25 protein-coding genes and 4 pseudogenes are annotated in these 25,580 nt (G+C 58.8%); 9 read left to right on the top strand and 20 right to left on the bottom strand.

Features of this window, described 5'->3' with window-relative positions; translation table 11 throughout:
* Positions 1 to 58: 58 nt before the first annotated feature.
* A complete protein-coding gene (locus LDO54_RS13370; RefSeq protein WP_224010978.1) occupies positions 59 to 934 on the bottom strand; it encodes a helix-turn-helix transcriptional regulator in 876 nt (291 codons plus the stop codon).
* Between the two features lie 153 nt (positions 935 to 1,087).
* Here LDO54_RS13370 and LDO54_RS13365 point away from each other — a divergent pair, with 153 nt between their 5' ends.
* Positions 1,088 to 1,753, top strand: a complete 666-nt coding sequence (locus LDO54_RS13365; protein WP_224010975.1) for a glutathione binding-like protein — start codon at positions 1,088 to 1,090, stop codon at positions 1,751 to 1,753.
* Between the two features lie 688 nt (positions 1,754 to 2,441).
* On the opposite strand, the gene LDO54_RS13360 is transcribed toward LDO54_RS13365, so the two are convergent.
* The gene (locus LDO54_RS13360; protein WP_224010974.1) at positions 2,442 to 3,443 is read right to left on the bottom strand and encodes an alpha/beta hydrolase; all 1,002 of its coding nucleotides are present in this window, start codon (positions 3,441 to 3,443) and stop codon (positions 2,442 to 2,444) included.
* A gap of 99 nt (positions 3,444 to 3,542) precedes the next feature.
* Here LDO54_RS13360 and LDO54_RS13355 point away from each other — a divergent pair, with 99 nt between their 5' ends.
* Positions 3,543 to 4,172, top strand: a complete 630-nt coding sequence (locus LDO54_RS13355) for a TetR/AcrR family transcriptional regulator (protein WP_224010972.1) — start codon at positions 3,543 to 3,545, stop codon at positions 4,170 to 4,172.
* Positions 4,173 to 5,864: 1,692 nt separating this feature from the next.
* On the opposite strand, the gene LDO54_RS38820 is transcribed toward LDO54_RS13355, so the two are convergent.
* The 7 genes and pseudogenes from LDO54_RS38820 to LDO54_RS13325 form a co-directional block, all read right to left on the bottom strand.
* Positions 5,865 to 6,002, bottom strand: coding sequence for an HHHH-motif protein (locus LDO54_RS38820; RefSeq protein WP_253074393.1), 138 nt, complete (start codon positions 6,000 to 6,002; stop codon positions 5,865 to 5,867).
* 361 nt (positions 6,003 to 6,363) lie between these two features.
* Positions 6,364 to 7,713 carry a sigma-54-dependent transcriptional regulator gene (locus LDO54_RS13350; RefSeq protein WP_224010971.1) on the bottom strand — a complete coding sequence of 450 codons (1,350 nt, stop codon included), beginning with the start codon at positions 7,711 to 7,713 and terminating at the stop codon, positions 6,364 to 6,366.
* Positions 7,714 to 7,901: 188 nt separating this feature from the next.
* The gene (locus LDO54_RS13345; protein ID WP_224010969.1) at positions 7,902 to 8,108 is read right to left on the bottom strand and encodes a cold-shock protein; all 207 of its coding nucleotides are present in this window, start codon (positions 8,106 to 8,108) and stop codon (positions 7,902 to 7,904) included.
* Positions 8,109 to 8,244: 136 nt separating this feature from the next.
* On the bottom strand, positions 8,245 to 8,793 hold the full coding sequence (locus LDO54_RS13340) for a hemerythrin domain-containing protein (RefSeq protein ID WP_224010967.1): 549 nt from the start codon (positions 8,791 to 8,793) through the stop codon (positions 8,245 to 8,247).
* 82 nt (positions 8,794 to 8,875) lie between these two features.
* Positions 8,876 to 9,049, bottom strand: a pseudogene (locus LDO54_RS13335) (ammonia-dependent NAD(+) synthetase); the annotation flags it as partial.
* A gap of 102 nt (positions 9,050 to 9,151) precedes the next feature.
* A complete protein-coding gene (locus tag LDO54_RS13330; protein WP_253074392.1) occupies positions 9,152 to 9,475 on the bottom strand; it encodes a DUF2934 domain-containing protein in 324 nt (107 codons plus the stop codon).
* A gap of 16 nt (positions 9,476 to 9,491) precedes the next feature.
* Positions 9,492 to 9,718: pseudogene (locus LDO54_RS13325) on the bottom strand (glutathione-dependent formaldehyde dehydrogenase); the annotation flags it as partial.
* A 317-nt stretch (positions 9,719 to 10,035) separates the two neighbouring features.
* Here LDO54_RS13325 and LDO54_RS13320 point away from each other — a divergent pair.
* Positions 10,036 to 10,362 carry a phasin family protein gene (locus LDO54_RS13320; protein WP_224010965.1) on the top strand — a complete coding sequence of 109 codons (327 nt, stop codon included), beginning with the start codon at positions 10,036 to 10,038 and terminating at the stop codon, positions 10,360 to 10,362.
* Between the two features lie 130 nt (positions 10,363 to 10,492).
* On the opposite strand, the gene LDO54_RS13315 is transcribed toward LDO54_RS13320, so the two are convergent.
* The 4 genes from LDO54_RS13315 to LDO54_RS39020 all read right to left on the bottom strand — a co-directional run bounded on the left by LDO54_RS13315 (position 10,493) and on the right by LDO54_RS39020 (position 12,294).
* Positions 10,493 to 10,630 carry a hypothetical protein gene (locus tag LDO54_RS13315; RefSeq protein ID WP_224010963.1) on the bottom strand — a complete coding sequence of 46 codons (138 nt, stop codon included), beginning with the start codon at positions 10,628 to 10,630 and terminating at the stop codon, positions 10,493 to 10,495.
* Between the two features lie 48 nt (positions 10,631 to 10,678).
* Positions 10,679 to 10,909, bottom strand: a complete 231-nt coding sequence (locus LDO54_RS13310) for a hypothetical protein (RefSeq protein WP_224010962.1) — start codon at positions 10,907 to 10,909, stop codon at positions 10,679 to 10,681.
* A 176-nt stretch (positions 10,910 to 11,085) separates the two neighbouring features.
* Positions 11,086 to 11,640, bottom strand: a complete 555-nt coding sequence (locus LDO54_RS13305) for a phasin family protein (RefSeq protein ID WP_224010960.1) — start codon at positions 11,638 to 11,640, stop codon at positions 11,086 to 11,088.
* Positions 11,641 to 12,072: 432 nt separating this feature from the next.
* Entirely contained in the window at positions 12,073 to 12,294 is a 222-nt protein-coding gene (locus LDO54_RS39020; RefSeq protein WP_224010958.1) for a DUF1488 family protein, read from the bottom strand.
* 985 nt (positions 12,295 to 13,279) lie between these two features.
* Between LDO54_RS39020 and LDO54_RS13295 the strand changes: the two genes are divergently transcribed.
* Entirely contained in the window at positions 13,280 to 13,747 is a 468-nt protein-coding gene (locus LDO54_RS13295; protein ID WP_224010957.1) for a hypothetical protein, read from the top strand.
* Between the two features lie 563 nt (positions 13,748 to 14,310).
* Here the strand turns inward: LDO54_RS13295 and LDO54_RS13290 are convergent.
* Positions 14,311 to 14,685, bottom strand: a pseudogene (locus LDO54_RS13290) (transposase); the annotation flags it as partial.
* 778 nt (positions 14,686 to 15,463) lie between these two features.
* Here LDO54_RS13290 and LDO54_RS13285 point away from each other — a divergent pair.
* Complete coding sequence (locus tag LDO54_RS13285; RefSeq protein WP_224010955.1) at positions 15,464 to 15,835, top strand: hypothetical protein; 372 nt, start codon at positions 15,464 to 15,466, stop codon at positions 15,833 to 15,835.
* A gap of 20 nt (positions 15,836 to 15,855) precedes the next feature.
* On the opposite strand, the gene LDO54_RS13280 is transcribed toward LDO54_RS13285, so the two are convergent.
* Positions 15,856 to 18,141, bottom strand: a complete 2,286-nt coding sequence (locus LDO54_RS13280; RefSeq protein ID WP_224010954.1) for an ATP-binding protein — start codon at positions 18,139 to 18,141, stop codon at positions 15,856 to 15,858.
* A gap of 262 nt (positions 18,142 to 18,403) precedes the next feature.
* Between LDO54_RS13280 and LDO54_RS13275 the strand changes: the two genes are divergently transcribed.
* On the top strand, positions 18,404 to 18,859 hold the full coding sequence (locus tag LDO54_RS13275; protein ID WP_224010953.1) for a response regulator: 456 nt from the start codon (positions 18,404 to 18,406) through the stop codon (positions 18,857 to 18,859).
* Between the two features lie 68 nt (positions 18,860 to 18,927).
* On the top strand, positions 18,928 to 19,407 hold the full coding sequence (locus LDO54_RS13270) for a PRC-barrel domain-containing protein (RefSeq protein WP_224010951.1): 480 nt from the start codon (positions 18,928 to 18,930) through the stop codon (positions 19,405 to 19,407).
* Between the two features lie 64 nt (positions 19,408 to 19,471).
* On the opposite strand, the gene LDO54_RS39015 is transcribed toward LDO54_RS13270, so the two are convergent.
* The 4 genes and pseudogenes from LDO54_RS39015 to LDO54_RS13250 all read right to left on the bottom strand — a co-directional run.
* A complete protein-coding gene (locus tag LDO54_RS39015; RefSeq protein ID WP_224010950.1) occupies positions 19,472 to 19,762 on the bottom strand; it encodes a DUF1488 family protein in 291 nt (96 codons plus the stop codon).
* A gap of 147 nt (positions 19,763 to 19,909) precedes the next feature.
* Entirely contained in the window at positions 19,910 to 20,824 is a 915-nt protein-coding gene (locus LDO54_RS13260) for a YihY/virulence factor BrkB family protein (protein WP_224010948.1), read from the bottom strand.
* A 1,102-nt stretch (positions 20,825 to 21,926) separates the two neighbouring features.
* The gene (locus LDO54_RS13255) at positions 21,927 to 22,121 is read right to left on the bottom strand and encodes a hypothetical protein (RefSeq protein ID WP_224010946.1); all 195 of its coding nucleotides are present in this window, start codon (positions 22,119 to 22,121) and stop codon (positions 21,927 to 21,929) included.
* Between the two features lie 842 nt (positions 22,122 to 22,963).
* Positions 22,964 to 23,194, bottom strand: a pseudogene (locus LDO54_RS13250) (ATP-binding protein); the annotation flags it as partial.
* A 359-nt stretch (positions 23,195 to 23,553) separates the two neighbouring features.
* On the opposite strand from LDO54_RS13250, the gene LDO54_RS13245 reads away from it, so the two are divergent.
* Both LDO54_RS13245 and LDO54_RS13240 read left to right on the top strand, forming a co-directional pair.
* On the top strand, positions 23,554 to 23,859 hold the full coding sequence (locus LDO54_RS13245) for a hypothetical protein (protein WP_082991998.1): 306 nt from the start codon (positions 23,554 to 23,556) through the stop codon (positions 23,857 to 23,859).
* A gap of 18 nt (positions 23,860 to 23,877) precedes the next feature.
* On the top strand, positions 23,878 to 24,297 hold the full coding sequence (locus tag LDO54_RS13240; protein ID WP_224010944.1) for a DUF2471 family protein: 420 nt from the start codon (positions 23,878 to 23,880) through the stop codon (positions 24,295 to 24,297).
* A gap of 365 nt (positions 24,298 to 24,662) precedes the next feature.
* Here the strand turns inward: LDO54_RS13240 and LDO54_RS13235 are convergent, their stop codons facing one another.
* On the bottom strand, positions 24,663 to 25,523 hold the full coding sequence (locus LDO54_RS13235) for a peptidyl-prolyl cis-trans isomerase (protein ID WP_436975567.1): 861 nt from the start codon (positions 25,521 to 25,523) through the stop codon (positions 24,663 to 24,665).
* Positions 25,524 to 25,580: the final 57 nt, after the last annotated feature.

Below are 25,580 nucleotides of genomic sequence, written 5' to 3'. Positions count from 1 at the left end.
GCATGGCCACCGTCGATAGCTACGAACGGTAGATTTCCGTAGGCGACCAAGCGGCCCCTCAGACTCTCCGAGAGCGGTCGTTGAACATCCGTGGTACGCCCGATGGCGTATGAAGCTGTGATGGGACGCCCCTGGCAGCCATTGGTGAAAAGCCGAAACGTTTCTTGAACCGAACCGAAAAACGAGATGCCGATTCATAGCCGACCTGATATGCAATTTCCGCAACCGGACGATCCGTTACCTGCAAGAGCGTAAGCGCTGTCGACATTCGCACATCAATCAGAATTTCGTTGAAAGATTGCCCCTGATCGGCAAGGCGACGCCTGAAAGTCGCTTCGCTCATGGCAAGAGATTGCGCCAGATCTCTTGAAATCCAAGGCCTTTCCGGTGCGGCTCCGACCATGAGACGCACCTTCCGTTGAAGATCGGACGGTGTGTCCGCAGTGAAGACCAGTCCGGTATGTGCGAGCCAAGCCAGCAGTTCCTGCATGCGGTGATCGGCAACGATGTCGGGAATGCGCTCAGGCGTAACAATGGCTTGTACGGAACGCTCAAATGACTGCACGAACTCGTCGCCCAGGTTCTTCAGAGCAACAGCGCTTTTTAGCCTCTTGTGGGTAGGGCGTGCGCTTTCGAATCGTGAAAGGATCATATCCGCGCAGACGACCCAGGTAGATTCAAACTCTTCGCGCTCAGTTTCGTTTTGGACATCGCAGATGGTACCCGGCGCGACGGCCACGGCATCACCAGGTAACAAAACGATCTTTTTGCCGCTCATCCTGATGATTTTTCGACCACGTCTTAGTAAGATCAGCGACGGATGATCTGTGACGAAAGTATGGACGAGTAAATCGTTTCGTTGACGAACTGACGCAGTCAACCCCACATCCTTTCTCGACCAGATCTTCCTTTGGATTCGGGTATCGGCGCTCATAACAAAACTCGAACATGGATCTAGCAGATTCGGCCAAAAGCTTGAATCACGTTGATTGGATCAGCACATCAGTTGATTGTATCGGCACATCCATCAAGAAACATCTCATTTAATCTGGCTGTTCACCTTGAACAACAAAGTCGGAGAAAATTGATGGTCCTGTACACCTCGCCACTCGCGTGCTCGAACGCAGCTCACATGGTTCTGCTTGAACTGGGCATCACGCATGAAATCGAGTTTGTCGACATCTACGCGCAACCTCATGTACTGATCACGGACGGAACGCCATTCGCTAGTGTGAACCCCAAGAATGGAGTGCCGGCGCTCAGGCTCGACTCCGGGGAACTGTTGACCGAGATCGGCGTCATCCTTCAGTACATCGCCGATCTGAAACCCGAATCCGGCTTGATTCCAGAGCCAGGCAGACTGGCACGCTATCGCGTCATGGAGTGGTTGAGCTACGTGGGCGCCGATGTCCACAAAACTATCGGACCGTTGTTCCACCCGAATATGCCCGAAGTTGCGAAAGAAATACATCGCCAGAACCTCAACCGCAGGCTGACCTACATTGAGCAACGGATGACGCATCAAATGTATCTGACGGGCAATACTTTCACCGTCGCTGATGCTTACCTTTTCGTGATGATCGGCTGGGAACCCTATTTCAAATTCGATTTGACACCCTACCCGAACCTCGCCAGGTTCCACAAACGAGTGGCATCGAGGCCGTCATTTACGCATGTTCTCCAAATCGTCAAGCCAGTGCTCGATCAGATGAATCTTCCGTCGTTTCCGGCCCGGATCGCTTCCGTAGCGTAGGCGCATAGCGTGCCTCACACATGGAACAGGACCATGGAGCCTTATGAAGGCGAGAATCAATCGATTCGTCCGTTGCCGCTGCACTTGTGCTCGATGCTATCAACTCTGGCCGTTGAGTCATCAATACGCGGTTGTTAGCGATCTCTCCGGATTCTCGACTGACTTCTTGTAGCCGGTCAGTGCCTCGTGCGATTAGCATGCGAGTCGGTGCCCGCCGGCGCGGAGGGCCTGCCGAACCGGACCCGCTTGAGCCAATCCGGGCAGCAGCGTGCAAACGGCGGCTGAAAAAAAGATGCAGCCGCCAAGTGGTATAGCACTGACCGGTCACAGATCATCCTTCGATTTTTTGCGGCCGCGCTGTGGCCATCGGTGCGCTCATATAGGGGCGGCGGAGTGACGGGCCGAAATACGCATTGGCGGCTCAGCCAGAAGTTGCAGAATCTCGTCGCGAAGCACGTCCGCGAGCGGACTGTCTTCGTGGGCCGCCCTGCCGTATTGGACTTGAATACCTCGATGTTCCACAAGACGTCGGGCTCCCCATCCTCACGAAGAATGATGAAACGATCGGAAGCCCGGACTTCTCCATGCCTGCGGCCGCCAACTCGCAGAGCTTGTCGCCTGCCCCGGGTTTCGCGGGCATCCTGATGACGTAGGCCGGTTGGTCTCGTAACGTCATAGGATGTCCTTTTTAGTCGTTGCAGGTCAGAGCTTCTTTCGGATCGATCGCGCGGAGCCCGACATGCGCGAGGTTTAGCTGATCCAGAAAATCGGCCACTTTCTCATTCGCGGACGAGGCCAGCTCGCCTTCGAGAAAATTGAAGCCGTGGATACCGCCAGGGTAGATCTGGAGTTGCGCATCGTTACCGGCCGCCCGCCAGCGCATGTTCATGAACAGGGTGTCGTCGAGAAGCGAATCCGCCGTGCCGACTGAGAAGAGCGCCGGCGGCAGCCCGCGCAGGTCGGCATAAAGAGGCGAGATCGCAGGGTCGCGTGCTTCGACGTTCGCGCGGAAGGCATCGACCATCGCCGCCACCGATGCAGAATCGACGAAGGGCGTATCCGGCGCAGCGCGCCGCAGGCTCGGCGTGAGTGAAAGATCGAAACACCCGTACATCAGGCTTGCGGCGCGATACGCATTGCCGAGTCCCTCATCGCGCAGCCTCAGCAGCGTCGCGGCAGTCAGATGTGCGCCTGCGGATTCGCCGCCGATCGCCAGCCACGACACGCCGAACTCGCTCTGCGCGTTGGCAATCAGCCAGCGCGCTGCGGCGACGCAATCGTCGACGGGCGCCGGGAACGGGTGCTCGGGCGCAAGCCGGTACTGCACGCTGACGGTAACGAGCCCTGCGCGCTGTCCGATCAGTTCAAGCTGGTCATCGCTGAGATCATTCGAACCCATCATCCAGCCGCCGCCATGGATATACAGGTAAGCGCCGCGCACGACCTTCGGAACCAGAATGCGCAGTTCGATGTCGCCCCGCGGACCGGGGATCACGCGCGTCAGAGCGCGCGTCGAGCGTGGTCCGACGGGAATGCCTAGCCGACCGCTAGCGTACGCGTCGCGCGCTGCGGCAAGATCCGCCGGCCTGGCGCTGGCGGCGAGCATCTTCTTGAGGCGCTGATTTATCGCGATGGTATCTTGCGACACCGCTTCCGGCTTGAAGTAGTCTGCTATCGAATCGAACAGCATGGAAAGGCTCCGGTTTGCATCGGTGGGAAAGGGCGCGGTCAGGCAAGATCACCGCTCGACCCGAGATATGTCACAATGACCATTCCATAATACAGACTCATGGACAATACCACAATGGTCGATGTGAAAAATAGGAGCGCGCGGGGCCGTCCGCGCGCTTTCGAGCGGGACGTCGCGTTGGAGCGCGCGATGAACGTGTTCTGGGCCGTGGGTTTCGAGGGCGCATCGATTCCGATGCTGACCGTCGCAATGGGCATTTCAGCGCAAAGCCTGTATGCGGCGTTCGAGTCCAAGGAAGCGCTGTATCGCGAAGCGATGGAACGCTATCGGGCAACGATTGGTGGCTTTGGTGCGCGGGCCCTGGAGCAGGAAGACAACGCTGTCGATGCGATGATGCGGCTCTTTCACGATGCCGCGATAGCTTTTTCCCAGAATCCAGCGACGCCCGGTTGCATGATCACCATGGCGCAGGCGGGACCAGGCGACGACGCGCTAACCGAATACGGACGCCGACTTCGCGCCGAAGGTATCGAGAGGGCGACAGCGAGACTCGAGCGGGGGAAACAGGAAGGGCAAGTCAGGACGGATGTCGATTCCGCCGCATGGGCGCGATATATAACGAGCGTCGTCCAGGGCTTGTCGATCCAGGCACGCGATGCGGTGCCGCTGGAATCGTTGTTGAGCACTGCGGAAATCGCCAGCCGGTCGCTCGAGGCGATCCGGCGATGATACTTTCGAGGGCATTGGCTGACGAATGGCACCCCGTCCGCTAATGGGTGTCAACGAGTTTGAAAATGTCGTCGATTGACCGTTCTTGGCCCGATTGGGTGAGGTCGCCAACGGCGGCTTATGGGCACTACAATTCGCAAAACCTGAATCCGGCTGACTGGCCGATTTGGAGAAAGTTATCTGACCGGAGAGGGTCGCCTTGGGACGGTCGTCGGCGATCATCCGCGGACGATCCTATGCAAAACGCATGAGTCCGTGCGCGGCCACGAAGCGACGTTCGCCTTTGCAGGAAATTCGCCATTCGACGGCTTCGCGGTCGAACTCCGCCGCTGCGCATTCCGACCGAAATCTCGTGCAGCTTCTTGCCGTATTGCTTAATGCTCGTGAGAAACGGCACCTCTTTTGTCGTGCCTCCGGCCGCCGCTGCAGGGGAAAAAACGGCTAGCGCTCCCGATTGATGCAACGACACCGCTCTGCAAACTCTGCTGGCGCAGCCATGCACACAGCCGGGCATCCTCCCAAGCTCGGTCGCAACTGTTACCACTGGCCACTACCATCATCTGGAAACCGCTTGCGGAGCTATCGAGGTCAATTCGCTCGGTCCACACGTGCACCCCCGACGAACTGACAACGCGCCCCCCGCTCAACGAGAGGAAGTGGATATTCCGCTGGACGTCGGTTGGCTCCTCCCACGCACCATTGCCTGGCCGGCTCGTTGAGCCACACGTCTCCACTATTCTGGCTACATCCCGAAACGGGAAGCCGCTGAAAAGAAGGATGCCGATCGACATAGGCAAAGCCATCTCATCTCCGTGTATTTATTGAGGCCCACAACTCGATCCATGAGGATGCAGCAAATGTTTAAATAATCAATTCCAACTCAATGACATGACAATTGTATCTAAAATTTTCGAGTTCAATTTGCGAGAAATGAGTTTGCAATTTTATAAAATAGTAATAAATATTAATAATTTATTACGGACCCATCGATTTTATGATAGAAGGTGGCCGTTTTATCTGATTTGAATTTCCCGAATCGGCGCATGGTTGGATCTTTCTATCATTGCTTGATATATTAGATAACATTCCACGTGAGGCCATCCTGATAATGCAGGGGAGTTCGCGCTCTGGCGGCGACTAACGCCTGACTTGCGATGCTGCCATAGTTTTGTCTTAAATCGATTCATCGACTATGTTTAGCTGCGCGGTTCAGCACGAAGAAGGGTTTTCCAACCAGCTATAAATTGAATGTCGGTGATGTGTTGCCTATTTCGATAAGCGAAGTTAACCGAAGACGGCGATAACTATTCGCCCTGAACGGTATGGCGCCGGAAATGGCCGCAAGGGAATTGTTATCTCGCGTTAGAACGGACAGTTTAGATAGGGATCGGGAGACGCCGCTTGCCCCTAAGAAAGTACTATTTTTAATCGGCAAAATACGGTCACGCTACAGCGTTTTTTTCGCTAGCGATCGGCAATGATGTTGTCGCAGCAGTCAGAATCACAAGAAGCCCAATGTCAGCCTGGACCAGACGTTAGTTTCCCGTGACTCGACTGGCAGTTGCGGGGCGGCTGCGGAAGCTCGCCGCACGGCTTCTGCCATACAAGCAGGCCATATCGGACGCGCCCGCATCGTCGTCGTGGAGAGCCACGAGCCCCCACAAAACAAACGCGACTAGCGCCGCCCTGCGCCTACTTCACCATGTGACAAACACGATGGTGGTGGCCATCCACGTGACAAACTTGATGGGGGTGCGCTTCCGCGAAAGTCGGAGCGAGAACAGCGCAGGCTACTGCTATGAGGGTAATAATCTTTGCGGCTTGCTTCATACATGCTCCCGATAGAGAAAACACAACCAACAATTCGGCTGCTTTACTCTTAACGCGGACGCGCAGGGTCACGTGCACGGCGGCGCCATGACAATGCGTAAGCTTTGTGACGGAGCCTTACTGCAATGTCAGATACGCATCACACGCGCCCGTATTCCGGCCGTACCTCACCGCAGGGTCGGGCGATGATGCGACGTGAACACGAGCAGCACTGCGCCCGCTGCGGTCGTGAACGGATTCTCAGTCGCCGGCAAGACCGCAACAACGTATCACTGGCGCTCGCACGGTTACGACTGTATTCCAGACCCCAGAGCCGATCCCGGCGTGACCTCTCGCTGAAAAGGACGCAAGATCGGACGTTTCAGGCCAGGATCACGCCATACTCCATTAGCCGTGTGTTGAGTGCCTTCACGCTAATGCCGAGTACCTCGGCGGCCCGAGCCTTTACTCCCCCGTGCTCCGCCATCGTTGCCTCAATCAGCTTACGATCGGCGTCTGCAAGCGTAGTACCGAACGGAATTGTTACCTTGTGGTCGATGTCGCGTCCCGCCAATGAGATTTGCACAGGCACTGTCGCTGTCAGATCGCATTCGTTGCCGGACATGATGTGTGCGCGCTGGACGTAGTTCCTCAGTTCGCGCACGTTTCCAGGCCACGGATAATCCGCAAGCATCTCGCGCACCGCAGGCGGAAACTGCTTCTTCGCGCCGTTGCGCTCGTTGAGCTCGTCGAGGAAGGCCTGCGCCAGCAGCTCGACATCCTCGCCGCGCTCGCGCAGCGGCGGCAGGTTGATCGGAAACACGTTCAGGCGGTGATACAGGTCCAGACGCAGCTTGCCCTCGGCCACGGCCTGCTCGGGATCGCGATTGGTCGCCGCGATCAGGCGCACGTCGGTCTCGATTTCCTTGGTCGTGCCCACTCGCATGAACAGACCGGTTTCGAGCACGCGCAGCAGCTTCACCTGCAGCTCGATCGGCATTTCGGTGATTTCGTCGAGGAACAGCGTGCCGCCGTTCGCGCGTTCGAAATAGCCCTTGTGCTGACGGTCCGCGCCCGTGAACGAGCCGCGCTCGTGGCCGAACATTTCCGATTCGATCAGATTCGGCGAAATCGCGCCGCAGTTCACGGCGAGGAATTCGTGCTTGCGGCGCAGGCTCAGCTGATGGATGGTCTGCGCGGCCACTTCCTTGCCGGTGCCCGATTCGCCGACCAGCATCACCGACGCGGGCGTGGGCGCGACGCGGCTGATCTGGTCGTAGACGTCCTGCATGACCGGCGAATTGCCGAGCATGAGGCCGAAGCGGCCCATGCGGCGCAGTTCGCCGCGCAGCGTGCCGATTTCGGCCTTGAGGTCGCCCGCGCGCGGCAGGCGGTTGAGAATCGCCTTCACGCGCTGGAGATTGATCGGCTTCACGAGATAGTCGATCGCGCCGCTCTTGAGCGCGTCGACGGCCGTCTCCACGGTCGCGTGACCGGTGATGACCACGAGTTCCACGCCCGAGCGCGGATCGAGGTCCTGGAACAGATCGGTGCCGCTGCCGTCGGGCAGCTTCAGATCGGTGAACACGACGTCCGGCATCTGCCGGATCAGCTGGATGCGCGCTTCGCGCAGGTCGCCGGCCTGGGCGGTGGTGAGCCCGTCTTCGCCCACCACGGCGGCGAGCGCTTCGCGGGTATCTGCGTCGTCATCGACGATCAATACATGTGGCATCGCTTCCGGTCCAACAAGAAAAATAGAGGGTGAATAGCGTAAGCAACGACGCCACGCCGATTACAACCGACGCGGCGCCGGATGCATTTCCAGTTCAAGGTTGTCCACACCCCTTGCGCAGGATCCGGCAGTTCCGGGCTGGAAAAAAACCAGCGAGTGCGTGAAGACCTTCGAAAGCGGGAAGCCGGTCAATCTGTCGTACTGATATTGGCCGCCTGTTTCCCTTTTGGGCTCGACTTCACGTCATACGTCACCTTCGGGTTTTCCTGAAGCGACCGGAATCCGTTCGACTGGATCTGCGAGAAGTGCGCGAACAGGTCCTCAATTCCATCGTCTGGCGTAATAAAACCGTAGCCTTTGGCGTCATTGAACCGCTTCACAATCCCTGTAGCCATATATTCCTCACTGACGTGGAAGCGCGCTCGGGTTAAGGGCGCCAGTAGCCATAGCGGCCTGCCACGAGCACACGAGGACGGCCGAGCATCCAAATCGCCCGTAACCGATCACCGAAAGGCAACGCGCGCCTTCGATTCAATGCACACGCATTGTGTTGTCACCCGTGTCCTTCGGCACCTTTGAATTCAACGCATCCTTGCGAACCTGGAGTTTTTTCCCGAGTTCAACCAGATCCACGCCGGATTTTTTGAGCTTTGGGAAAAGCTCGGATTCTTCTTCCTCGATATGGTGCGAGACCATCTCGCTCAACACCTTGAAGGTCGCGTCAAATCCAGGTTCACCCGCTTTCAGCGTGACAAACTTCTCGATCAGCACCTTGACCAGAAAATGTTCAACATAGGCCTCTTCGACGTCGGGGCGGTCGTCTTCGTCAAGCGCCTCTTTGGCGGCCGGATACAGCAACTCCTCTTCGATCATCGCGTGAATCGTGAGTTCTTCGCAGGCACGTCGAACGAACGTCGCCCTTGCGTCGAGGTCGTCATCTGCGGCCTGCTTGAACGATTCAAAAAACCCTTTCACCACCTGGTGGTCGCGCTTTAAAAGACTGATCGCATCGGGAGCGTCAGCGGCCCTCGCGGAACGAGACTTTGCCGCACCGGCGTGGTGGGATATTTCACGGGGCATGATTGTCTCCTTGCGACGATGTGGGGTTGCCGCCAATGCGCAATCTGCGGGCCCGGGCATGGGCTAATACCGAACCGCCGAATCACTCAGCTTGCAGAAAGCTGACCGGCAATGCGCGCCTGTGCCGCGTTGCCGTGTAGAAACGCCAGATCGTTTCCTTCACCGCTTTCGGTACCGGCGTCCCTTCCAGAAAATCGTCGATGTTGACGGGGGTGATGCCGTAGCTCTGCTCGTCGGTATTCTGCGGTGCGAGGGTGCCACACGCGCCACTCGTCTTCGTCCCTCGGCGGCTGTCTAGAAACATGATTCATAGCGCAGGCCCTTTTTGGCGTTATCTGATTTCACTGTAATGCCAGGGTTACTGCTCGTCGGATTTGTCGTCGCCGTCCATTTCGGAGCCGGAGATTTCAGCCTCGGCCTGATACCAGAACGCGTCGGTCTGATCGTCTAGCGCCCCCGCTTCTTCCCACAACTCGTACGCGCGCCGCCGGATACGCCCCTCGCGATCGTCCGGCTCTGGTGACTCGCCCTCGATCCGCGTCGCACCGCCAATCGCAGGCGGATCGCTCGCCGGAAACGTGGCCTCTACCGCGCTGTCTACACTGCGCTCCGACTTGCCGCCTGCACTGTGACTTTCCTGTCCGGATGCCATTTTCGCCTCCATCGTCCAGTTGTCAGCCATCACTCGACCCAGCCATTCAGTGCCTGATCACGACCTTGAAGCAGCCGGTCTTCCTTGTTTCGGAACGTCTTGCACATCGCCCGGTCCCGCCCCACGCGAGACTGTGTCCGTAATCCCGAAAGACGGGTCGTGTCCGTCCTGATTACGTCACAGGAGACGGCCTGTCCACCGGTTCACATGGGTCTGGCCCATGCGGAATGTCAGTCCTTTGCTCATCGCCGCGCAAAACGGAAACTTTTCGACAGGTCTCGCACTGTCTTCCGCTGTTCAGATAGAACACCACCGATTCGTCTAGTCGCGCGCTCACCGAGATTGCATGTTAATACGTAACACTAACTATTTAGACCGTCCACGCCTGCCATCCGCCTCGCGCTGGCCGCCCGCTCAACTCACAGACCGTGCGCATGGAATGTGAGATGCGTTCGCAAACCACGGCATGCCCCTTGCGCGCCTCACCCTTACTTTGCGCGTGCGATTGGCACGATTTCGAGGAGCGAATGATGAGCGCAGACCGAAGCACTGAAGTTCGCGAAGCATCCGTGGACCGAAAGGATGTACCGTTGGACACTGCCCACGAGTGGGCATATTTGTGGATCGATGCAGCCGAACGACTGTTCGATCTCACCGCAAGATCCGCGCATACGTTGATCAGCGAGCAACACGCAGTCGCTCTCGCGATGCTCGACGAACGGTCTCCGGCAGGCATCTGGCGACTACAGGCTGGCTATGCGCTTGCGGGGACGACGAAGGCGGTGGCTTACGCGCGGCACGCGTCGGAAATCGTGCTAGGCACACTCGCCGATGCGGTCGCGCACGCCGAATCCCGGACCACCCGTCAATATATTGCCGGGGGTACCATCGACGAAAGCTTCGCCGGTTTGGCTTGATCTCCCGTGGAGGCTCCCTGCCCACCATCCACGGGATTGACATCCGGTGGAGCCGGGAATTGAGATGCGTGAAGATGAGTGGCCCGTCGGTCATCGGGAAGCACCTGGCGTCACGTGGCTCGACTTACTGCTACCACCACTCATGATGGTCGAGATTGCGTAACAGATCCGCTCGCCGGCGCTCGCGGCGGTAGTGCGCGATGACGCCGGCAGCAGCAAGAGCGAGCACCACGATCCCGCCTGCAAGACCTATCCAGGACTGCTCCACGTTCTTCTCCACTCTTGCACCCAATCTGGATGGTGCCCGAATTCTTCGTCAATGCCGGGCGGCATGGGTGCGATCCCGACGGATCCGGATTTTCTCGATTGCGCTCAGTATCTCATCACCCTGCGGCGTCAGTCGCGGCGCCGTCTGACCGCCTTCCATCATCTCGACGACGACGAGGCGGCGCTCGCGCAACGCATCGAGATCCAGGCGGCCGGACTCCAGCTGCTGCGGCGCTTCGTTCACCAACATCAGGGTGGACAGTTCGTGAGGACTCAGCATGACACACCATATTGAAAAAAAATTGCAATGTGTAAAGCTGGCGCCCGATTACGCATAAGCAGACAGCCCCCTGCCAACGTGGCGCCTCAATGCCAGGACGAACGCGGGTCAGCCGGTTATGCGGATTGAATGATTTCGCGACTCAAACAGGCGACGGGAAAACCTCGAAGCTGCCGTTACCGGGCGCGTGTGCCCGGGGTGCCTGCCCGCGCCGGCCGCCGTGCCGCTGCATCAGCTGCCAGGGGAAAATTTCCGCGCATGACTTCGACCACCTGTTCGTCGGTCTGCTGGACCTTCTGGACGAGTGAATTCGCGGCGGTGATCGCGGTGTCCAATGCGGCCGCGGCGGCTTCTGCGCCGGCCGGCATCGGCCATGCCGGGCTTTTCACCAGCCCTTGCAGGCCACGACCGTACGCTACGCTCCTTGCGATCGCGAACCGCACCCATTCGAGCCGCGCGGCCAGCGCAATTTCGATCACTTCGCTCCCGTAAGCGCTCATCTTTCCCATCGCCAGTGGTGCAAGACTGTCCTGAAGAGCACTCCATTCCTGCACTTCCCTACTCGACACGGCCTTTTGCGCGCTCTCGAGCGAATCGGCCACTGCGGTTCGGGCGGCTCTCAGGTTCAATTCAGAAAGCTGCTCCACACTATCAGCCATTTTCTGGGTGAGTCCAAAAAAATCATCCAGACAGGCTTTTCCGAAGGCAGTTGCGGATTCTTGCATCAACATGACGAAACTCCCGTAGATGGATAAAAATGGGGTGACCGTCGTCGGCAGCGGATACGCGGCGGTCCATCGGCCCTTCAGGCGGGATATTCATTTCGGCTGGATGCGCCGCGGTTGCAGACTCAGCAGAAAGGCGGAGCAGACCGCCACCCCAATCGCCTGATATCGCATCCGCGGGGGCGTAAATGACCGACTTTCGCCAAAACTCCAAAAACATTTGGCGAAATATTAGCTAACTGGAATCACAATGAGCAGCCAGATAAATAACGTATTCAAGCCGGTCATTTTCAGCGTGACAATCAGGACTCCCATGTTAATCGATGTAACATGATTGGGTTTGAAGATAAATATATTCGACCGAATTTTTGATAGCCGCATCAGCCGTGGTGCAGGATCCTCCGAAGCGGTCTCCACTGCTGTCCTGTTCAGCACGTCTCACGTACGACGCGTACTAGCGCCGACGAGATCCCGCGAGAAGAGCTGGCAACGGGCGCCACTGAGACGATGGGGTATGCTGCGCGTCACGACCCGCTCTATCTCTGTGCGATGCGCGGTAAATGTTTCAATCACCGACTGTCGACGCCGCGGATTGACACCGAAATTATCTTCGAGCGCCTCGAACGAGATCTCACGCGTGACATCGCGACCATCGACCACGACGCGAAATCACAGCGTTCTGTTCACCACGCGCGGCCCGATTTCGTTCGGAAAGCTAACGATCATGAAGTGATCCTGCGAGCCAGACGATACCGGCTGCAATTCGTTAGACCTTTGCGAAAAAATGTCACGGGCGCGCAGCGCAAAAGAGTGAAAGCAAAACATACCAGAAGGGATGCCCCGGTTGAGCGTACGTATAACGCGTATTCCGCACATCAGCACTTCCCCTCGGAAGACGACAGGCAGGGGCCGGGGCCTGTCTATGGTAGTCCGACCAGCCGCCAGGTCATATCGCCTGCCAGCAGGTCTGGCCAGTGAACCTCCCAACGAGCGGCGCAGAGGGGGCATGCGAATCGTCGGGTTTCCGGCCGGCTCTCGCTGATCCCGTCGTCAACAAGATGTGTAACGTCGAAACACGGATCGAAAAAGAGGCGTGCGCAGGACAGGCAAAGGGCCCGGGTGTCTTTCATCGGTGTCTCTCAGGAATTGTTTTTTCCGGTCGCTGCTGGACGCCACGCGGGTGAGCTGTTCACGTTCAACCGGTAGGCCTGTGTGATATCGCGGCTCAAGGAGAATTGCAACGGTCTCTGAATGCGTCTGCGAATCATTGCTGAATCGTGCGACTCGCTAGGTGGCAGCGGCTGATCTGGCGCTGCGTGGGCAGCCGCACAGAACAGGAGACGGACCTTTGTCACGGCTTCGCAATGACCCGGCGAGCCTTCGTTGGCCTGAGGCGCCGACAGCGTCGCGCTGTCCCAAAACAACCGGTTTCGGACAGAAAAAAGTCTGACGTAGGAGCGCGGCCATGCGTTACTCTTCTGGCTCGCATCGCGTCGCAACTCCCGCCCGGATTTCCGGCGAAGCGTTTACATACGATTAGTCATGCATACTATTTCGCCCAACAAGAAGATCACGCGTCCGGTTTCAGGAAATTTGCGCTGCCTCGCCCGTCGCCCAATCAAGGAAAGTTCCGAGGAGACACGAAATGAGCCCGGCCGTCGACATACCACATCAGGAAGCTGCACTCTACGAACGCGTGCGGCTTTTTCTTTACGCGATCGATCTCCCGGTCCAGCGACTGAATGAAGACATCGAAAACATCGGGCAATTTCTCGACGCCAGTGGTTCATCACATATCCGACTGCTCAAGGTCATGCCGCAACTCCTTCCCGCTTCTGGCGAGATCGTCCGCGCCGTCATACGGGTCTATGGCGAGCGGCTGTTCACGGAAAGCGGCGCCGCCGCGCTTCGTGCATTGGTAAAGGCGGGGCCGCTCCCATTTGCGCGGGCAGCAGTTCTGATCGGAGATGACGGGAAGGCTGCTCCGAATATTCGTGAATTGCTCAATGAACTTGACCGCGTTTTTCAGCATTATCCGAACGCTGGATTCACATGCGCGAGGAAAGCACTCGAGGGGCTTTCGATGACGCCGCCCGGCAAGCCGACGCAGTAACGCCGGGACTTCAGGCGCCTGTTCCGCGACAACTCGTTGGCTACGCGGCGTGCCGCCATACATTCGCCTATCCGCGCATAACCTGGCTTCGCAGGGCAGGTCGCGGCCGTGGTTCTGGGATGTCGATGGTTGGTGCGGCCACGGCATAGGCAGGAATGCGTGACACGAGGGCCCTCGACGATCGTCGCGCTCAACAGTGGGACGTGAATCGTTAAGGTTTATTCGCTGTCTGCCATCGGCCGCAGGAATGTGCATGCATCCGCGCGTGTCGGCAGGCGGCGAATAAACCCGATGGAGGAAACCGCGGGGTGCCCCAGAGCAGTTGGAGGCTTCGTGACTATGGCGATTGATAGGCCGCTATGCTCTGTGGCGCAGGATGCGGCACGCTCTGGCGGGGTGCCGGACGGTCGCTAACGCGCAAGCGAAGCGGTGCAGTCGTGCATTCACGATGCTGAAGTGGGTGGGCGAAGCGCTTTTTGCGAAGCGACCCACGCAAACGTGCTCTCGTGGGCTGCGTTGCCGCAAAGCCGACCGTCGGTTCGGATATCGAGGGTCCGTGTAGTTCATGTCTGATCCCGGCGCATCGGCGGTGCGCGGATCGGGGCGCTGCGCGCAAGGATATCGATGACGATCATCGGCGCGCCGCCGTGCCTGCACGTGAAGACGGGCCGGACTTCGATGATGGCGTTGTCCGTTGGCAGGCGGATTTCGGGTACGACGTGCAGCAGATCGCGTATCCTCGCGAGCCTGGCGCAGCGCATCGGGTTCGCAAGCGGTCCGTAGTGACGGATCTGGTGGGATCCACCTGGCAGCACATGTAGCAGGAAACGGCGCATGAATTCGCTGGCCTCCAGCGTCATGGTCTTGTAGCGGGTGCATCCCTTCGCGCGGTAGTCCTTCCAGCGGAACGTCACGCCACGCTCATCGAAGGCGACCATGTGTCAGCGTCGGATAGATACTCCTCATTTTCGTCGAACTAATTTTCCACAGTTTTTGTCTGGCGGCGCCGCGTAAGCGGCGTCGCCCTCCCGATCACCGACCATATCCCGCTACGGATCCGGCGAGGGGGTGTCGGTGATCGAACTGGGAGAGGTTATGACGATTCTGGAATTGCACCGGCAGGGGCTGAGTATCTCGGCCATCGCCGCTCGACTGGTCTTTCTATTCTGCCCAATGCAACATGGCCGGAGCGGCAGCTAGAACTGTGCGTAGCATATCGGGCTCGTTTATCGGGGAAGACGCGCCGAAACAACGGCGCCGCATGCACGGCGGCACTCCGAGACGACCAGCGAACCGACGTTACCCGCGGTGGCGGACGCTCCGCGTGTGCCTTGTTACGGGCATCGTTGTTTGTAGGCATTCGCCGTGACTTTGCCGCGCGTCGATCCACGCAATAGCCCATTGTCGAGCACATCGCACAGCCTGCTCTTCAGTATCGAACCACGCGATATCGCGCTCGATGTGCATCTCAGGCTCTTCCCCCGCATCGCACGAGATGCTCGTCAGCCGTGCATGGGCGAAGAATTTTCCGACGCAGACGTCCGGTGTCGCGTCAATAATCCATCCGTTGTACTCATATCTCATGATGATTGCCTCCGCCGACGACCAGGCGTCAAGGCTCGTCTTGCGCGTACGTCCTTTGCGAGGTCCCGGTAAAACTCACTGGCGGCAGTACCAGAACCGCCATATCCACATACAGAAGCTACGAATTGGATCGTGGCTAAATCTGCGCGAGCAGCACAATCGCAAGACAGCGCAGCTTATATAATTCTTGTTGCCCAACATATATATCGGGCTCAACGGCTGAAGCGCCGTCGCATCGTTCGCGACATCGGCCAGAGCGGCGATGCGCCACCCGACGATCTCTGCTCAAGGGAGAAGATCATTATGCGAGTGAGCATATACAACGACGGCGACAATTCAATACGCGTAATTGCCGACCGCCACGCCGGCAATGAAACCACAATCGGTGCCGGCGAAGAGGTTGTGGTTGACGCTGAGAGCATGATTCATCTTATGGAACTCGACCGATCCGACGAGGAAACGGCGCCCGAAAACCACGGCGACGACGAAGATCCCGAACCGTGAACGCATCGGACATGCGAGCGTCAAGCTCCCGCGTTGCCTTCGTCCCCGTCCCCGGATTTCTGCCGGCCATCGAGCGTGCTGCGTACGGCGGTCGTCAGATCAAGCAGCGTGAATGGCTTTACCACGACCGTGACCGTTTCACGTAGACCGGCAGGAGGCATGGAGGGAACCGCGTAACCCGTAATCAAAATCCCTTTGACCCGCGCCTGGATATCGCACCCCGCCTCGATGACCTCCCTGCCTGTTATTCCGCCCGGGAGGATCATGTCGGCCATGACGAGATCAACGCTTTCCCGCTCAAGTATCGATATCGCCGCTTCTCCATTCGAGGCCTCGAGGAGGCGATATCCCACGTCGTGAAGTGCCGCGATCACGCTGGCCCGCACTTCGCCATCGTCCTCGACAACCAGTATGGTTTCTCCTCGCCCCCACGGCAACTCTTCGATCGCGCCGTCATCAACAGGCTGCGTGCCGGCTTCGTAACGAGGCAGATACATAAAAACCGTTGTCCCTTTCCCCAGCGCTGATTCCAGCTTGAGATAGCCATGGGACTGCTTCACAAAGCCATAGACCTGACTGAGTCCCAGCCCAGTTCCCTTGCCAGCGGGCTTGGTCGTAAAGAACGGCTCGACCGCCCTGCCGACGGTTCTCTGATCCATCCCGACGCCGTTGTCGATGACGCAGATCACCACATATTGCCCCGGCCGCAGTCCTGGATGCTTCGGCGAACCCGAGAGAACATCGACGTTGCAATTGAATGTCTCAATCTTCAGTACGCCGCCCGTTGGCATCGCGTCGCGAGCATTGACCGCGAGATTCAGCAGTGCGTTTTCCAGCTCATTCGGGTCAGCCTCGATAGTCCAGACATCGGGGGAAACCCGCGTCTCGAGCGTTACGGTCTCGCCCAGCACGCGCCGGAGCAGGTCTGACGCCTCCCGCACGACCAGCGCCAGGTCTAACGGTTTGGGATCTAAAGGCTGTCGACGCGCAAACGCCAGTAGCCGCTGGGTAAGCGAGCCGGCGCGTCGTGCCCCTGACATGGCATAGTCCACAGCGCGTCGAAGCCTACCATCTGGCAGGCCTCGTGAAAGTATTTCCAGGTTGGTGACGATGACCTGCAGGAGATTGTTGAAGTCATGAGCGATGCCGCCGGTCAGCTGGCCTAACGCCTCCATCTTCTGGGCTTGTCGCAATGCTTCAGCATTCCTGACAAGTTCCTCCGATCTGACTCTGACCTGTTCCTCCAGGCGGCAATTCAACTCCTGGAGTGCCGCTTCGGCACGCCGACGCTCCTCGATTTCGACCTGTGTTGCTTCGAACAGCCGGACATTGTCGATCGCGACGGCGGCTTCGCCCGCGAGTCCGGTCAAGTTGCGCTCAGAATCCTCGCGGAACATAGCCGGCTGCGAATGCCCGAAGAACAGTCCTCCCAGCACCTTTCCCGATCGTGAGACGACCGGCACCGCCAGATAGCTGCGCACTGGAAGATGGCCTGCGGGCATTCCTGCGTAGGGCGCATTGTGTCCATACCGATGATCGCAGGTAATATCGTCCGAGCGAACGATGCCCGAACCCGAGAACGTAGCCTCGAACACGGCTGTATTACGTGGCATCGGAAAACGTGAAAACGCGTCCCGCGGCACGCCCGATATCGTGAAGAGCATGTTGCTTTCACCGTCGGCATTCTCGACGTTGTAGAAAAAAGCCCCAACCTCCGCGCCGGTAAGCTCGACGCCCGCATCCGTCACTATCTGGACTACCTTTCCCAGTTCATTTTCCTGTCCCAATGCGGTACCCGCGCGATTCAGTGTCTCCAGGGCTCTCGTACGCTCCCGCAATGCCATCTCCGTCTCGCGGACCTGCGTCCTGTCGCGGAGTACCTTGACGAAACCAGCCTGAGGCTGGCCGTTCCATAGTGCCCTCACTTCGCCGATGGCCCAGAATCGATCGCCATTTTTCCGCACTCGCCAGCCCTCGGATCTACCGGTGCCCTGGCGCACTGCTTCCTCGACCTCCCGCTGAAGGACCAGATGACCGCCAACGTCCGCCGGAAAAATACAGGCCAGGGAACGCCCGAGCATTTCCTCCTCTGTCCAGCCGAGCATGCGCTGGGCCCCTTCGCTCCATCCTGTCACAACGCCACTCGCATCGAACGTCACGATCGCAGTGTCGACAGCATTGTTGAGGATTCGCCGGTAGTGCTCGATGACTGCATGCGCACCGCCGTCGCCGTCGGCAAGCTGACTCGACGCAAGGTTGCTGGCTATGGGAACAGCACCAGGAGGCAGGACGCGACGTGTCGTCATGAATGTGGCAACGGATCAGGTTCGTCGGAAGGTTCGGGCGGACGGCCAGCCACGGGGAGTGGCATCTCTTCCGTTAATGCTAGACCACGCTGCCGAGGACAAGTCGGCTTTGTACCGGGAAGCGGCATGGCCGTTGCGTACCAGTCAGCGGGCCCGCGTGGCCTGTCAGCACTGCAGTCATTCTGGTGCTCTCGTGGTTGCCGCGAAGCAACATGCTGCCAGCCTGGCATGAGCGGTCGCCTGTCGCGAATCGGTGAGGCACATGACATGTATTCTCCTTGTTGACGACGACCCAGACAGTATCCTGCCTCTTGCGCTGGAACTGGTGCATCGCGGCCACACTGTGACCATGGCGTCGAGTGCGGCCTCCGCCTTGTCGGTGATCCGCCAGATGGCCATTCAGTGCGTGATCACCGACTGCGAAATGCCCGGCATCGATGGCGTGGAGTTTTGCAGGATATTGCGAGCCCATCCGCTACTTGCAGAATTGCCAGTTGCGCTGATGTCAGCGGCGCCCGAGCCGAATGAGCCGCATCGATACTGGTCACGTTTTCTGCGTAAGCCTGTAGCGCTTGCTGAGTTGCTGACCGTGGTCGATCAGGTTTCTGCACCAAGACTGACGCAGCGCGGCGAATCGTCAGGAAGGGGAAACTGCATCGCTCCGCGGTTCCAGGCTCTTGCTGCGCAAAGATGGCATCCGTTGAAATGGACCTTCTAACCGATTGCCTATAAAGGCATACAAAATGCGCTTGGGCAGTGTCTCAACATCAAATCTGGAGTATGGAAATGACTGCCCTAGATCCCCAATCAGAACGCACTGGCGCGCGAATCATAGGTGGCGGCGTCGGCGAAGGCCCGGGTCCTGAAGTCATGGATGCGTCGACCCTCGATGGAAACAAGGTCGTTACGTCGGACGGAGAACACGTTGGCAAAATCTCCAACATCATGCTCGATGTCCGCGGTGGCCGGATTGCCTACGCGGTCCTTTCTGAAGGCGGCTTTCTCGGCATGGGTAACACGTTACACGCCATCCCGTGGAGCGCCTTGACCCTCGACACAGCCGAAAAATGCTTCCGTGTGGACATCACTGCCCAGCGTATCAAGGATGACCCCGGCTTCGACAAGGACCATTGGCCCTCGATGGCCGACGCCGCCTGGGGCACCCAGTTGCACGACTATTACGGCCGCCGCCCATACTGGTCAGCCGATCCGCTGGCTCGCCAGGATACCGGCCTGACGGGAAGCAACAATCCGGTCGATTTATAGTTCTCTGAAAATCGGACCCGTCGCTGCACCCGCTTGAGGGCGGGTCCCATCTTGACGCCCCAACCTACGCGTGTCGTTCGGCGCGCGCATAGACAATATCACGGGAGAAAATCTGACAACGACGCCCATGAAGGCGGTGCGAAACGGTATGCCCTACGAGGCTCGCGAACTCTTCACGGTGCGCATGGAAAGCGTCGACAACCGATTGCCCGGAACGCGTGTTCACGCCAAAATGGTCTTCGAGTGCCTCAAAAGAAATTTCGCATACTATATCGACGCTATCGACGAGCACATAGAAGCTAAGGACTCTTCGATTTACCTGCGGTAGGGGATCTGCCGGAAAGCTGATAAGCATTGCTGCCTCCACGTCATCTGTTGTTTTTCCAGGCCAGTGAGAGGCAAATAGTACACCCGAGAAGCAAATGGAAAAGGCTAAATCGTCGCGATAATTCTGCGAGCAGAGGTCAGATGAATGCGAGCGTGAATCCAGTTCACACGCTACCTAGCTGGTATCAAGCGCCTGCTCTTCGATGCCTTCGTCAGGCCGCTCAAGGCGCTCATACTCCGCGATCAGTTGGGCGCCAAACAACATAAGCGTCGCCAGCGCTTCGAGGCTAAACAGCACGACGATGGCAGTCGCAAGTGATCCGTAGACCACGCTCACCTGAGAAAGCGTCGCGAAATACCAGACCAATATGCGCCGCGTGATCTCCCACAATCCGCCGGCGACGAGCGCCCCCACGAATGCATGGCGTAACGTAGTTCGCGTCGACGGTATGACCAGGTATATGGCTGCCAGGACCAAAACCTCGCCTGAAAAACCACATAAATAAAGAACAACGCGAGTCGCATCCGTTAAAGGAAATGAATGACCGAACAGGACGATGCTGTCCTGCGCCACGGCGTGCAGGCTGCTCGAAACTAAAGTCACCATTAGCACGCCAATACCGAGAGACAGGCTAAAAAGATACGGCACGATCGCCGACAGGAGAAAGTGTCTGCGTCGGATCGCGACCCGGTGCACGAAGATGATCGACAACGCGTTCTCCAGTCCAGTGAACGCGAGCGAGCTGAAGAAAATCATCGTGGCAACCAGAAACCATCCAACGACATTGCGATGCAGGAGAAAATTCGCCAGCTCGGATACGATGGCTTCGGATTGCCCGGGGATCAGCCATCTGAGCAGATGCGCGAGAGTATCGAGCAGCAACTGCTCGCGAACGATATGGCTGAGCGCAATCACGGCCAGTATCAAAAGCGGCACGACCGACAACAGCGCGTAGTACGCGATTGCGCCCGCAAGTAGAAACCCCTGGTTACGCCGGAAACCCCTGCAGGTGAGTAACAGGAATCGGAGCGGATGCGCCAGAACGAAGCGGAAAGCGCGACCGCCCGCTTGATGGTAGCCGCTCAACATTGCATCCTTGCCTCCGAGCTTGCGTGGCCGGAGTCGGCAACTTCCGTTTCGACCGTCGCGCGATATATGGGGGTAAGCATACGCCGGGCCTGGATCGCAGGAAATTCGTGCATATCAAATCACCCGGCACCCGTTGGTGCGTGTGAGAGAACCAGGCGACGCGGGACGAGATTCGCCAACGCCGCGTAGACCGCCTTATTTCGTGCAAATTCGCGCTACGGACACGTATCCGTGGAGGCACGGCTAGCAGAACCCTCGTGAGTCATGAGTGGTACGCATCGCTCCACTCACGCAGCCTCTTTTAGGTTTCAGAAGGTGTTCTTCAATCACATTCCTTTGCTCAATCAGTTGGTGCACTGACGACGCGAAGGACGTGCCACCGGCTACTTATTTCGAGCTGGCTCTCGCCGACTGCAGTGGGGGAACGTTTGCAAAGGTAGGCGAAAGTATTTGAAGTTGGTACTTTGTCGGCTGATTGCAGTCCCGACACTCTCGCAATCATCGGCGCCCGGGCGCCGGCGTGTGAACTCACCGCCGCACATCGGGCAGATGGGGTGGTTTTTTTCTTACGTCTTTCGCCCGTTTGCTCTGATGCGTATTTGATTCCGCGCTTTCTCACGAGCCAACAATGGGGGCCGTTACCCAGCGGACTTCGGCATTTCGCGGACAGTGGGTCGGACCGGTCATAGTCGAGCGCCCTGCACACTTCTTGCGCAGTGGTAACCAGCAACACCACATCTTCCTGAAGTGGGGTGACGCCGAAGCGACGTCACATGTGCGGTCGCACGAGCAGATCATTGAAGCTCCGAGGCCGGCGCGCTGCAGTTTTATTTCAGGCGTCAATACCGGCCTGGACCTCCACGTTGGGCCGTCACACAGCAACCGTTCACTCAAGCGTCTTCGCGCGGGCTCGACGTGCGCTCGGTGGCCGGCCAGGACATGTGCGGACGTGGCGTGCTGGATTTCAGTTCAGGCAACCACGGTATCGCCACCATCCATGATCGTCCAGATCGAGCAGCAGAGGAGACCTGCCCATCGCAAGAGGCAGCCCGATACACAAACATGATCCGCGTGCGTAGGAGTCCGCCGCGAATAGCCGTGGTCAACGCACCCGTGCGATCGCCCTCAACAGCGCATCGCCGCGCGGTGTTACGCACGCAAAGGGCAAACCGGCAGGCGAGCCAATCTCGATCAACTGGAGATCGTGAAGCGCGCCGAGCTCGATGCGCGCCGCCTCCACGCGATCAGGGGCGTCCTTCACCAGCATCAACGTGGCAATTTCGTGGGGGCTCAGCATACTGTTTCCTCCTTGAGGAATTCCGTAACACGGAGAGATGCGCCCGCGCGCCTTTCTCACTGTCGAGCCGCAAGTGCTCCGCTTATTTATCCAGATGCGTGTAAAAAACGAGCAAACAGATTTCCCAGGTGACGTGCTACGCCCCCCCGCTCTGACCGCCGTGAATTGCTCCAGCTGGGCTCAAACAGGAATAGACAGGTTCAGCCGCGCGAGTTCCGGTGCCCATACGATCCGCGGTGGACGAAAAGCAGTTGCGGTGGCAGCAGAGTCAGCAAATTAGTGCGTTGCTCAGTCGTGCTAGTTATGAAAGCCTGCCGGGATAAGCAACGGGCACGCCGCACGCACTGATCACCCGGCTTGCGAGCGCAGACATTGCTAGCCAAGGCAGCCGATCAATTTAGAGCATACATTCTAACGTTACCAAAGCTGCGACGGGCGATCGCCTTGCTCGGGAGTTTCCCCAATATGTGAGACACTGCGCCCACGGAGGAAGCCCGTCATTTGCGGCACGGGCCACCCGGGCCGGCTTTCGAGCGGCTGAGAGCGTATATGCCGCGCTATCGGGGCAGGCTCAAACAATGGCGTCGAAGTCCTCTGAAGCAATTTCCCGCGCCTCGAATTGAGGATCGGCATTGATCGCTGTCAAAGAAGGAACCTCAAGTTTCGGTTCACTGTGATCTCTGGGGAGTGTCCGCGCCGACGGAATTTTGAGCCACCGGGCCGATTGGATTTTGAGCCGGGGTGGAGACCGGTCTATAGCCGGACCGGTTGTGGATATGTGTATGGGTTTCCGGGGTCGTCGTCCTCCTGCGCATGAGGATGCGTTGCGCTGGCAAACGACGTCAGGCTGACTCGGCAGCGCTCGCGCTGTCGCCTCTGCGCGCCGCTTCACGTGTGCGGATGCGTTTCTTTGCACTGGCGCTGCTGTGCCGGAATCGATAGCTTTCGTTGCCGGTCTCCACGATGTGGCAGTGGTGCGTCAGCCGGTCCAGCAACGCCGTCGTCATCTTCGCGTCGCCGAATACACTGGACCATTCGGCGAAGTCCAGATTCGTTGTGATGGCAACGCTCGTGTGAGCGTCCGCTTTCACGTGGATCGACTGTCTGTTGTGGGTCGACACCGGAAGTTGGCCGGCAGCGCCAGAGACTGGCCGCGGCTTCTAAGCGCCACCCCGTTGGTGCCGGGCCCGCGTATCGGACGGTCCGGCTGCGCAATTGTTGACGCGAGCGACGCCTGTCGTCCCGCCATTCGAGGGCGGCGTGTGCAACGTCTCCCCCTCGTCGCTCTAGTTCCACGCCCTGCCGGAAAACGCGTGCCACTGAACGAGAAGCGGCACAACGAATCCCGTGCTGCACGGGCCGAGCTCCACCCTTGCTTCTACTGAGAAGACTGTATATATTTACATGTATGGATATACAGGCAGGAGCAATCATGGAGCACCTGGTTCGAATCCTCAACGACAACGATCGGCAAACCCTCGCCTGGCTGCGCAGGCATGTTGGTGACGCCCGCCTGTGTGACGCTGCCCGCCGGCTGATCGCGCAGCGCGAACAGCATGGCGGTATCGGGTCCAAGCCTTACCTTTCGGCCGTATGCCGCTATCTTGGCGTGCGTCCTCCTGCTCCCCGCCGTGCACCCCAGATCGTCGCCGACAACCCGGTTGCCGAGCAGTACCTCGCCCGGATACGCGAGGTCCTTGCGCAGCATCCGGCTTCAATGCACAAGGCGGTCCGTTAACTTCCGTCCTGATCAGCCATGTTCACTTTCCCTGACGCCGACGCGCGAACCCATGACGACGAACTTGCGGCCGATACTGATCGTTCCAACGGGGCCATCCTGCGTGCCGCGCTGGACCTGCAGCGCCTCGTCAACATGCTCGCGCAACGCACGATATTCCGCCCACGAGCCATGCCGGGCTACCCTGCTCAAGCTCCGACATGGCGTGTGCTGCTCGTGATCGAGGAACAGGCCTTCGCCGATCCCGGTTTTCAGGCGCGGCATCCGGAGGCGGTGCGTGATGGCTTCGCCCGGCTTGCCGACAGCCGGTTTGCGGGCGCCGATATTGATGCGGAAGTCGACTGGCAGCGTGACGACGATCCGCTGCCAGCCGTCTACGCGATCATGCGTGGACTTCTACAGCAACGCTCTGCGGCTGCCAATAATCTGGAATCCTGATCAATCTCGAAACCGGAACATTGGTTCAGAACGAAAGTCTGCCGGTTGTCTCGTAACGCTGACACTTCCAGCGGCTTTTAGCGTGGATACCATGAGGAATTGCACATGCCCGGAACCAGTGAGCGCCGTGCTTCATCTGTCTCCGCCGGTGCCTTCCAGACATGGCCGTGATGGTATTCCCGCGCCAGCGGCCTGTCCTTGTCCACATACGCCCGCAACAGGCATGCGCCACCGCGCTTCGCGTCGATCGCGCGCATCTCGCCCGTCGTCCGTCACCGTGCCTCGCCCACACAACGCTGGCGCCATGTCCATTGAGCACATTCTGTCTTGCGTCTGCCGTTCATGGCCCACCGCAAGTCTCAATTTTACTGCTGGATCGTGGCGCCTTTCATCAGCCCCGTCGTGAACTGCGCCGCGGCCTTCTCCAGTGCAAGTGCCTGCAGCTGACGACGGATCGTATCCTTAGCCTGATCGAACGCCGGCACCTGCGTCGGCCGCTTTGCGTCAAGTTTCGCGATCGCGACCGGCCCCTTGCTGTCGCTGCCCAGTATCACAGGCTCCGACGTCACGCCACCCACCGGCAGCATGGCAATCGTCTTCGCGAGAGCAATCGGCAAACCCTGCGTGCGGCCTTCTTCAGCGGGAACCTTGAAGCTCACCCACGGCAGCTCACCACCCGCCGCTGCGCCGGGGGCTTTGCTGTACTCACGGGCGAGGGCCTCGAAAGCCTGGCCGGACTTCAGTTGTGCGAGCACGATCGTCGCAGTTGCCGCATCAGGAACCACGATGATGCGCGGTTTGTATTCCTCCTTGCCAAGCGTCGCGACAAGTTCGTCGTAGCGCGCCTTCACCTGCGCGTCGGTGACCGGCTCCGGGTGGACGTTGTCCTTCAGGTACAACTGCGCTTCTGCGTTCGCCTTCGCTGCCTCCATGGCTTGCGATACCTCTGGCTTCGTACCGTAGCCAGCCTTTTCAGCATTCTGCCGGAACAGCTCGCGCGCAATGAGCTGCTGCTTGAGCGCCAGACGCAACTGCGGCGTATCGCTCTGATGACCCAGCTCCGCAGCCAGCCTGACGGCATCGTCGAGTTGTACCTGCGTGACATTGACGCCGTTGACGACCGCGACAGCCCCTGATGGCAGCGGCCCGGCCGCCGTCGGAGAGTCTGCAGCCAGAGCTATGACCGGCACCAGCATTACTGCGGCGACGGATGCGAAAGCGGTCATGCATGCGGCACGAATCGCCGTATCGAGTTTCGACAAAGGTAACCTCCTGTGGGATAT

Source organism: Paraburkholderia tropica (assembly GCF_914484835.1).
In the GTDB taxonomy this organism is placed as follows: Bacteria; Pseudomonadota; Gammaproteobacteria; order Burkholderiales; family Burkholderiaceae; genus Paraburkholderia; species Paraburkholderia tropica_A.
Note: the sequence above shows the minus strand (reverse complement) of the source record. Positions and strands in the feature narration are given on the sequence as shown.

Excerpts from the sequence above, each read along its gene's own strand:
- LDO54_RS13260 (WP_224010948.1), bottom strand. The coding sequence starts at position 20,824 with ATGTTGAGCGGCTACCATCAAGCGGGCGGTCGCGCTTTCCGCTTCGTT.
- LDO54_RS13360 (WP_224010974.1), bottom strand. The coding sequence starts at position 3,443 with ATGCTGTTCGATTCGATAGCAGACTACTTCAAGCCGGAAGCGGTGTCG.
- LDO54_RS13255 (WP_224010946.1), bottom strand. The coding sequence starts at position 22,121 with ATGCTGAGCCCCCACGAAATTGCCACGTTGATGCTGGTGAAGGACGCC.
- LDO54_RS13295 (WP_224010957.1), top strand. The coding sequence starts at position 13,280 with ATGAGCCCGGCCGTCGACATACCACATCAGGAAGCTGCACTCTACGAA.
- LDO54_RS13245 (WP_082991998.1), top strand. The coding sequence starts at position 23,554 with ATGGAGCACCTGGTTCGAATCCTCAACGACAACGATCGGCAAACCCTC.
- LDO54_RS13310 (WP_224010962.1), bottom strand. The coding sequence starts at position 10,909 with ATGCTGAGTCCTCACGAACTGTCCACCCTGATGTTGGTGAACGAAGCG.
- LDO54_RS13345 (WP_224010969.1), bottom strand. The coding sequence starts at position 8,108 with ATGGCTACAGGGATTGTGAAGCGGTTCAATGACGCCAAAGGCTACGGT.
- LDO54_RS39015 (WP_224010950.1), bottom strand. The coding sequence starts at position 19,762 with ATGCTTATCAGCTTTCCGGCAGATCCCCTACCGCAGGTAAATCGAAGA.
- LDO54_RS13330 (WP_253074392.1), bottom strand. The coding sequence starts at position 9,475 with ATGGCTGACAACTGGACGATGGAGGCGAAAATGGCATCCGGACAGGAA.
- LDO54_RS13280 (WP_224010954.1), bottom strand. The coding sequence starts at position 18,141 with ATGACGACACGTCGCGTCCTGCCTCCTGGTGCTGTTCCCATAGCCAGC.
- LDO54_RS13365 (WP_224010975.1), top strand. The coding sequence starts at position 1,088 with ATGGTCCTGTACACCTCGCCACTCGCGTGCTCGAACGCAGCTCACATG.
- LDO54_RS38820 (WP_253074393.1), bottom strand. The coding sequence starts at position 6,002 with ATGAAGCAAGCCGCAAAGATTATTACCCTCATAGCAGTAGCCTGCGCT.
- LDO54_RS13275 (WP_224010953.1), top strand. The coding sequence starts at position 18,404 with ATGACATGTATTCTCCTTGTTGACGACGACCCAGACAGTATCCTGCCT.
- LDO54_RS13340 (WP_224010967.1), bottom strand. The coding sequence starts at position 8,793 with ATGCCCCGTGAAATATCCCACCACGCCGGTGCGGCAAAGTCTCGTTCC.
- LDO54_RS13305 (WP_224010960.1), bottom strand. The coding sequence starts at position 11,640 with ATGTTGATGCAAGAATCCGCAACTGCCTTCGGAAAAGCCTGTCTGGAT.
- LDO54_RS13355 (WP_224010972.1), top strand. The coding sequence starts at position 3,543 with ATGGACAATACCACAATGGTCGATGTGAAAAATAGGAGCGCGCGGGGC.
- LDO54_RS13350 (WP_224010971.1), bottom strand. The coding sequence starts at position 7,713 with ATGCCACATGTATTGATCGTCGATGACGACGCAGATACCCGCGAAGCG.
- LDO54_RS13240 (WP_224010944.1), top strand. The coding sequence starts at position 23,878 with ATGTTCACTTTCCCTGACGCCGACGCGCGAACCCATGACGACGAACTT.
- LDO54_RS13270 (WP_224010951.1), top strand. The coding sequence starts at position 18,928 with ATGACTGCCCTAGATCCCCAATCAGAACGCACTGGCGCGCGAATCATA.
- LDO54_RS13235 (WP_436975567.1), bottom strand. The coding sequence starts at position 25,523 with ATGACCGCTTTCGCATCCGTCGCCGCAGTAATGCTGGTGCCGGTCATA.
- LDO54_RS13370 (WP_224010978.1), bottom strand. The coding sequence starts at position 934 with ATGAGCGCCGATACCCGAATCCAAAGGAAGATCTGGTCGAGAAAGGAT.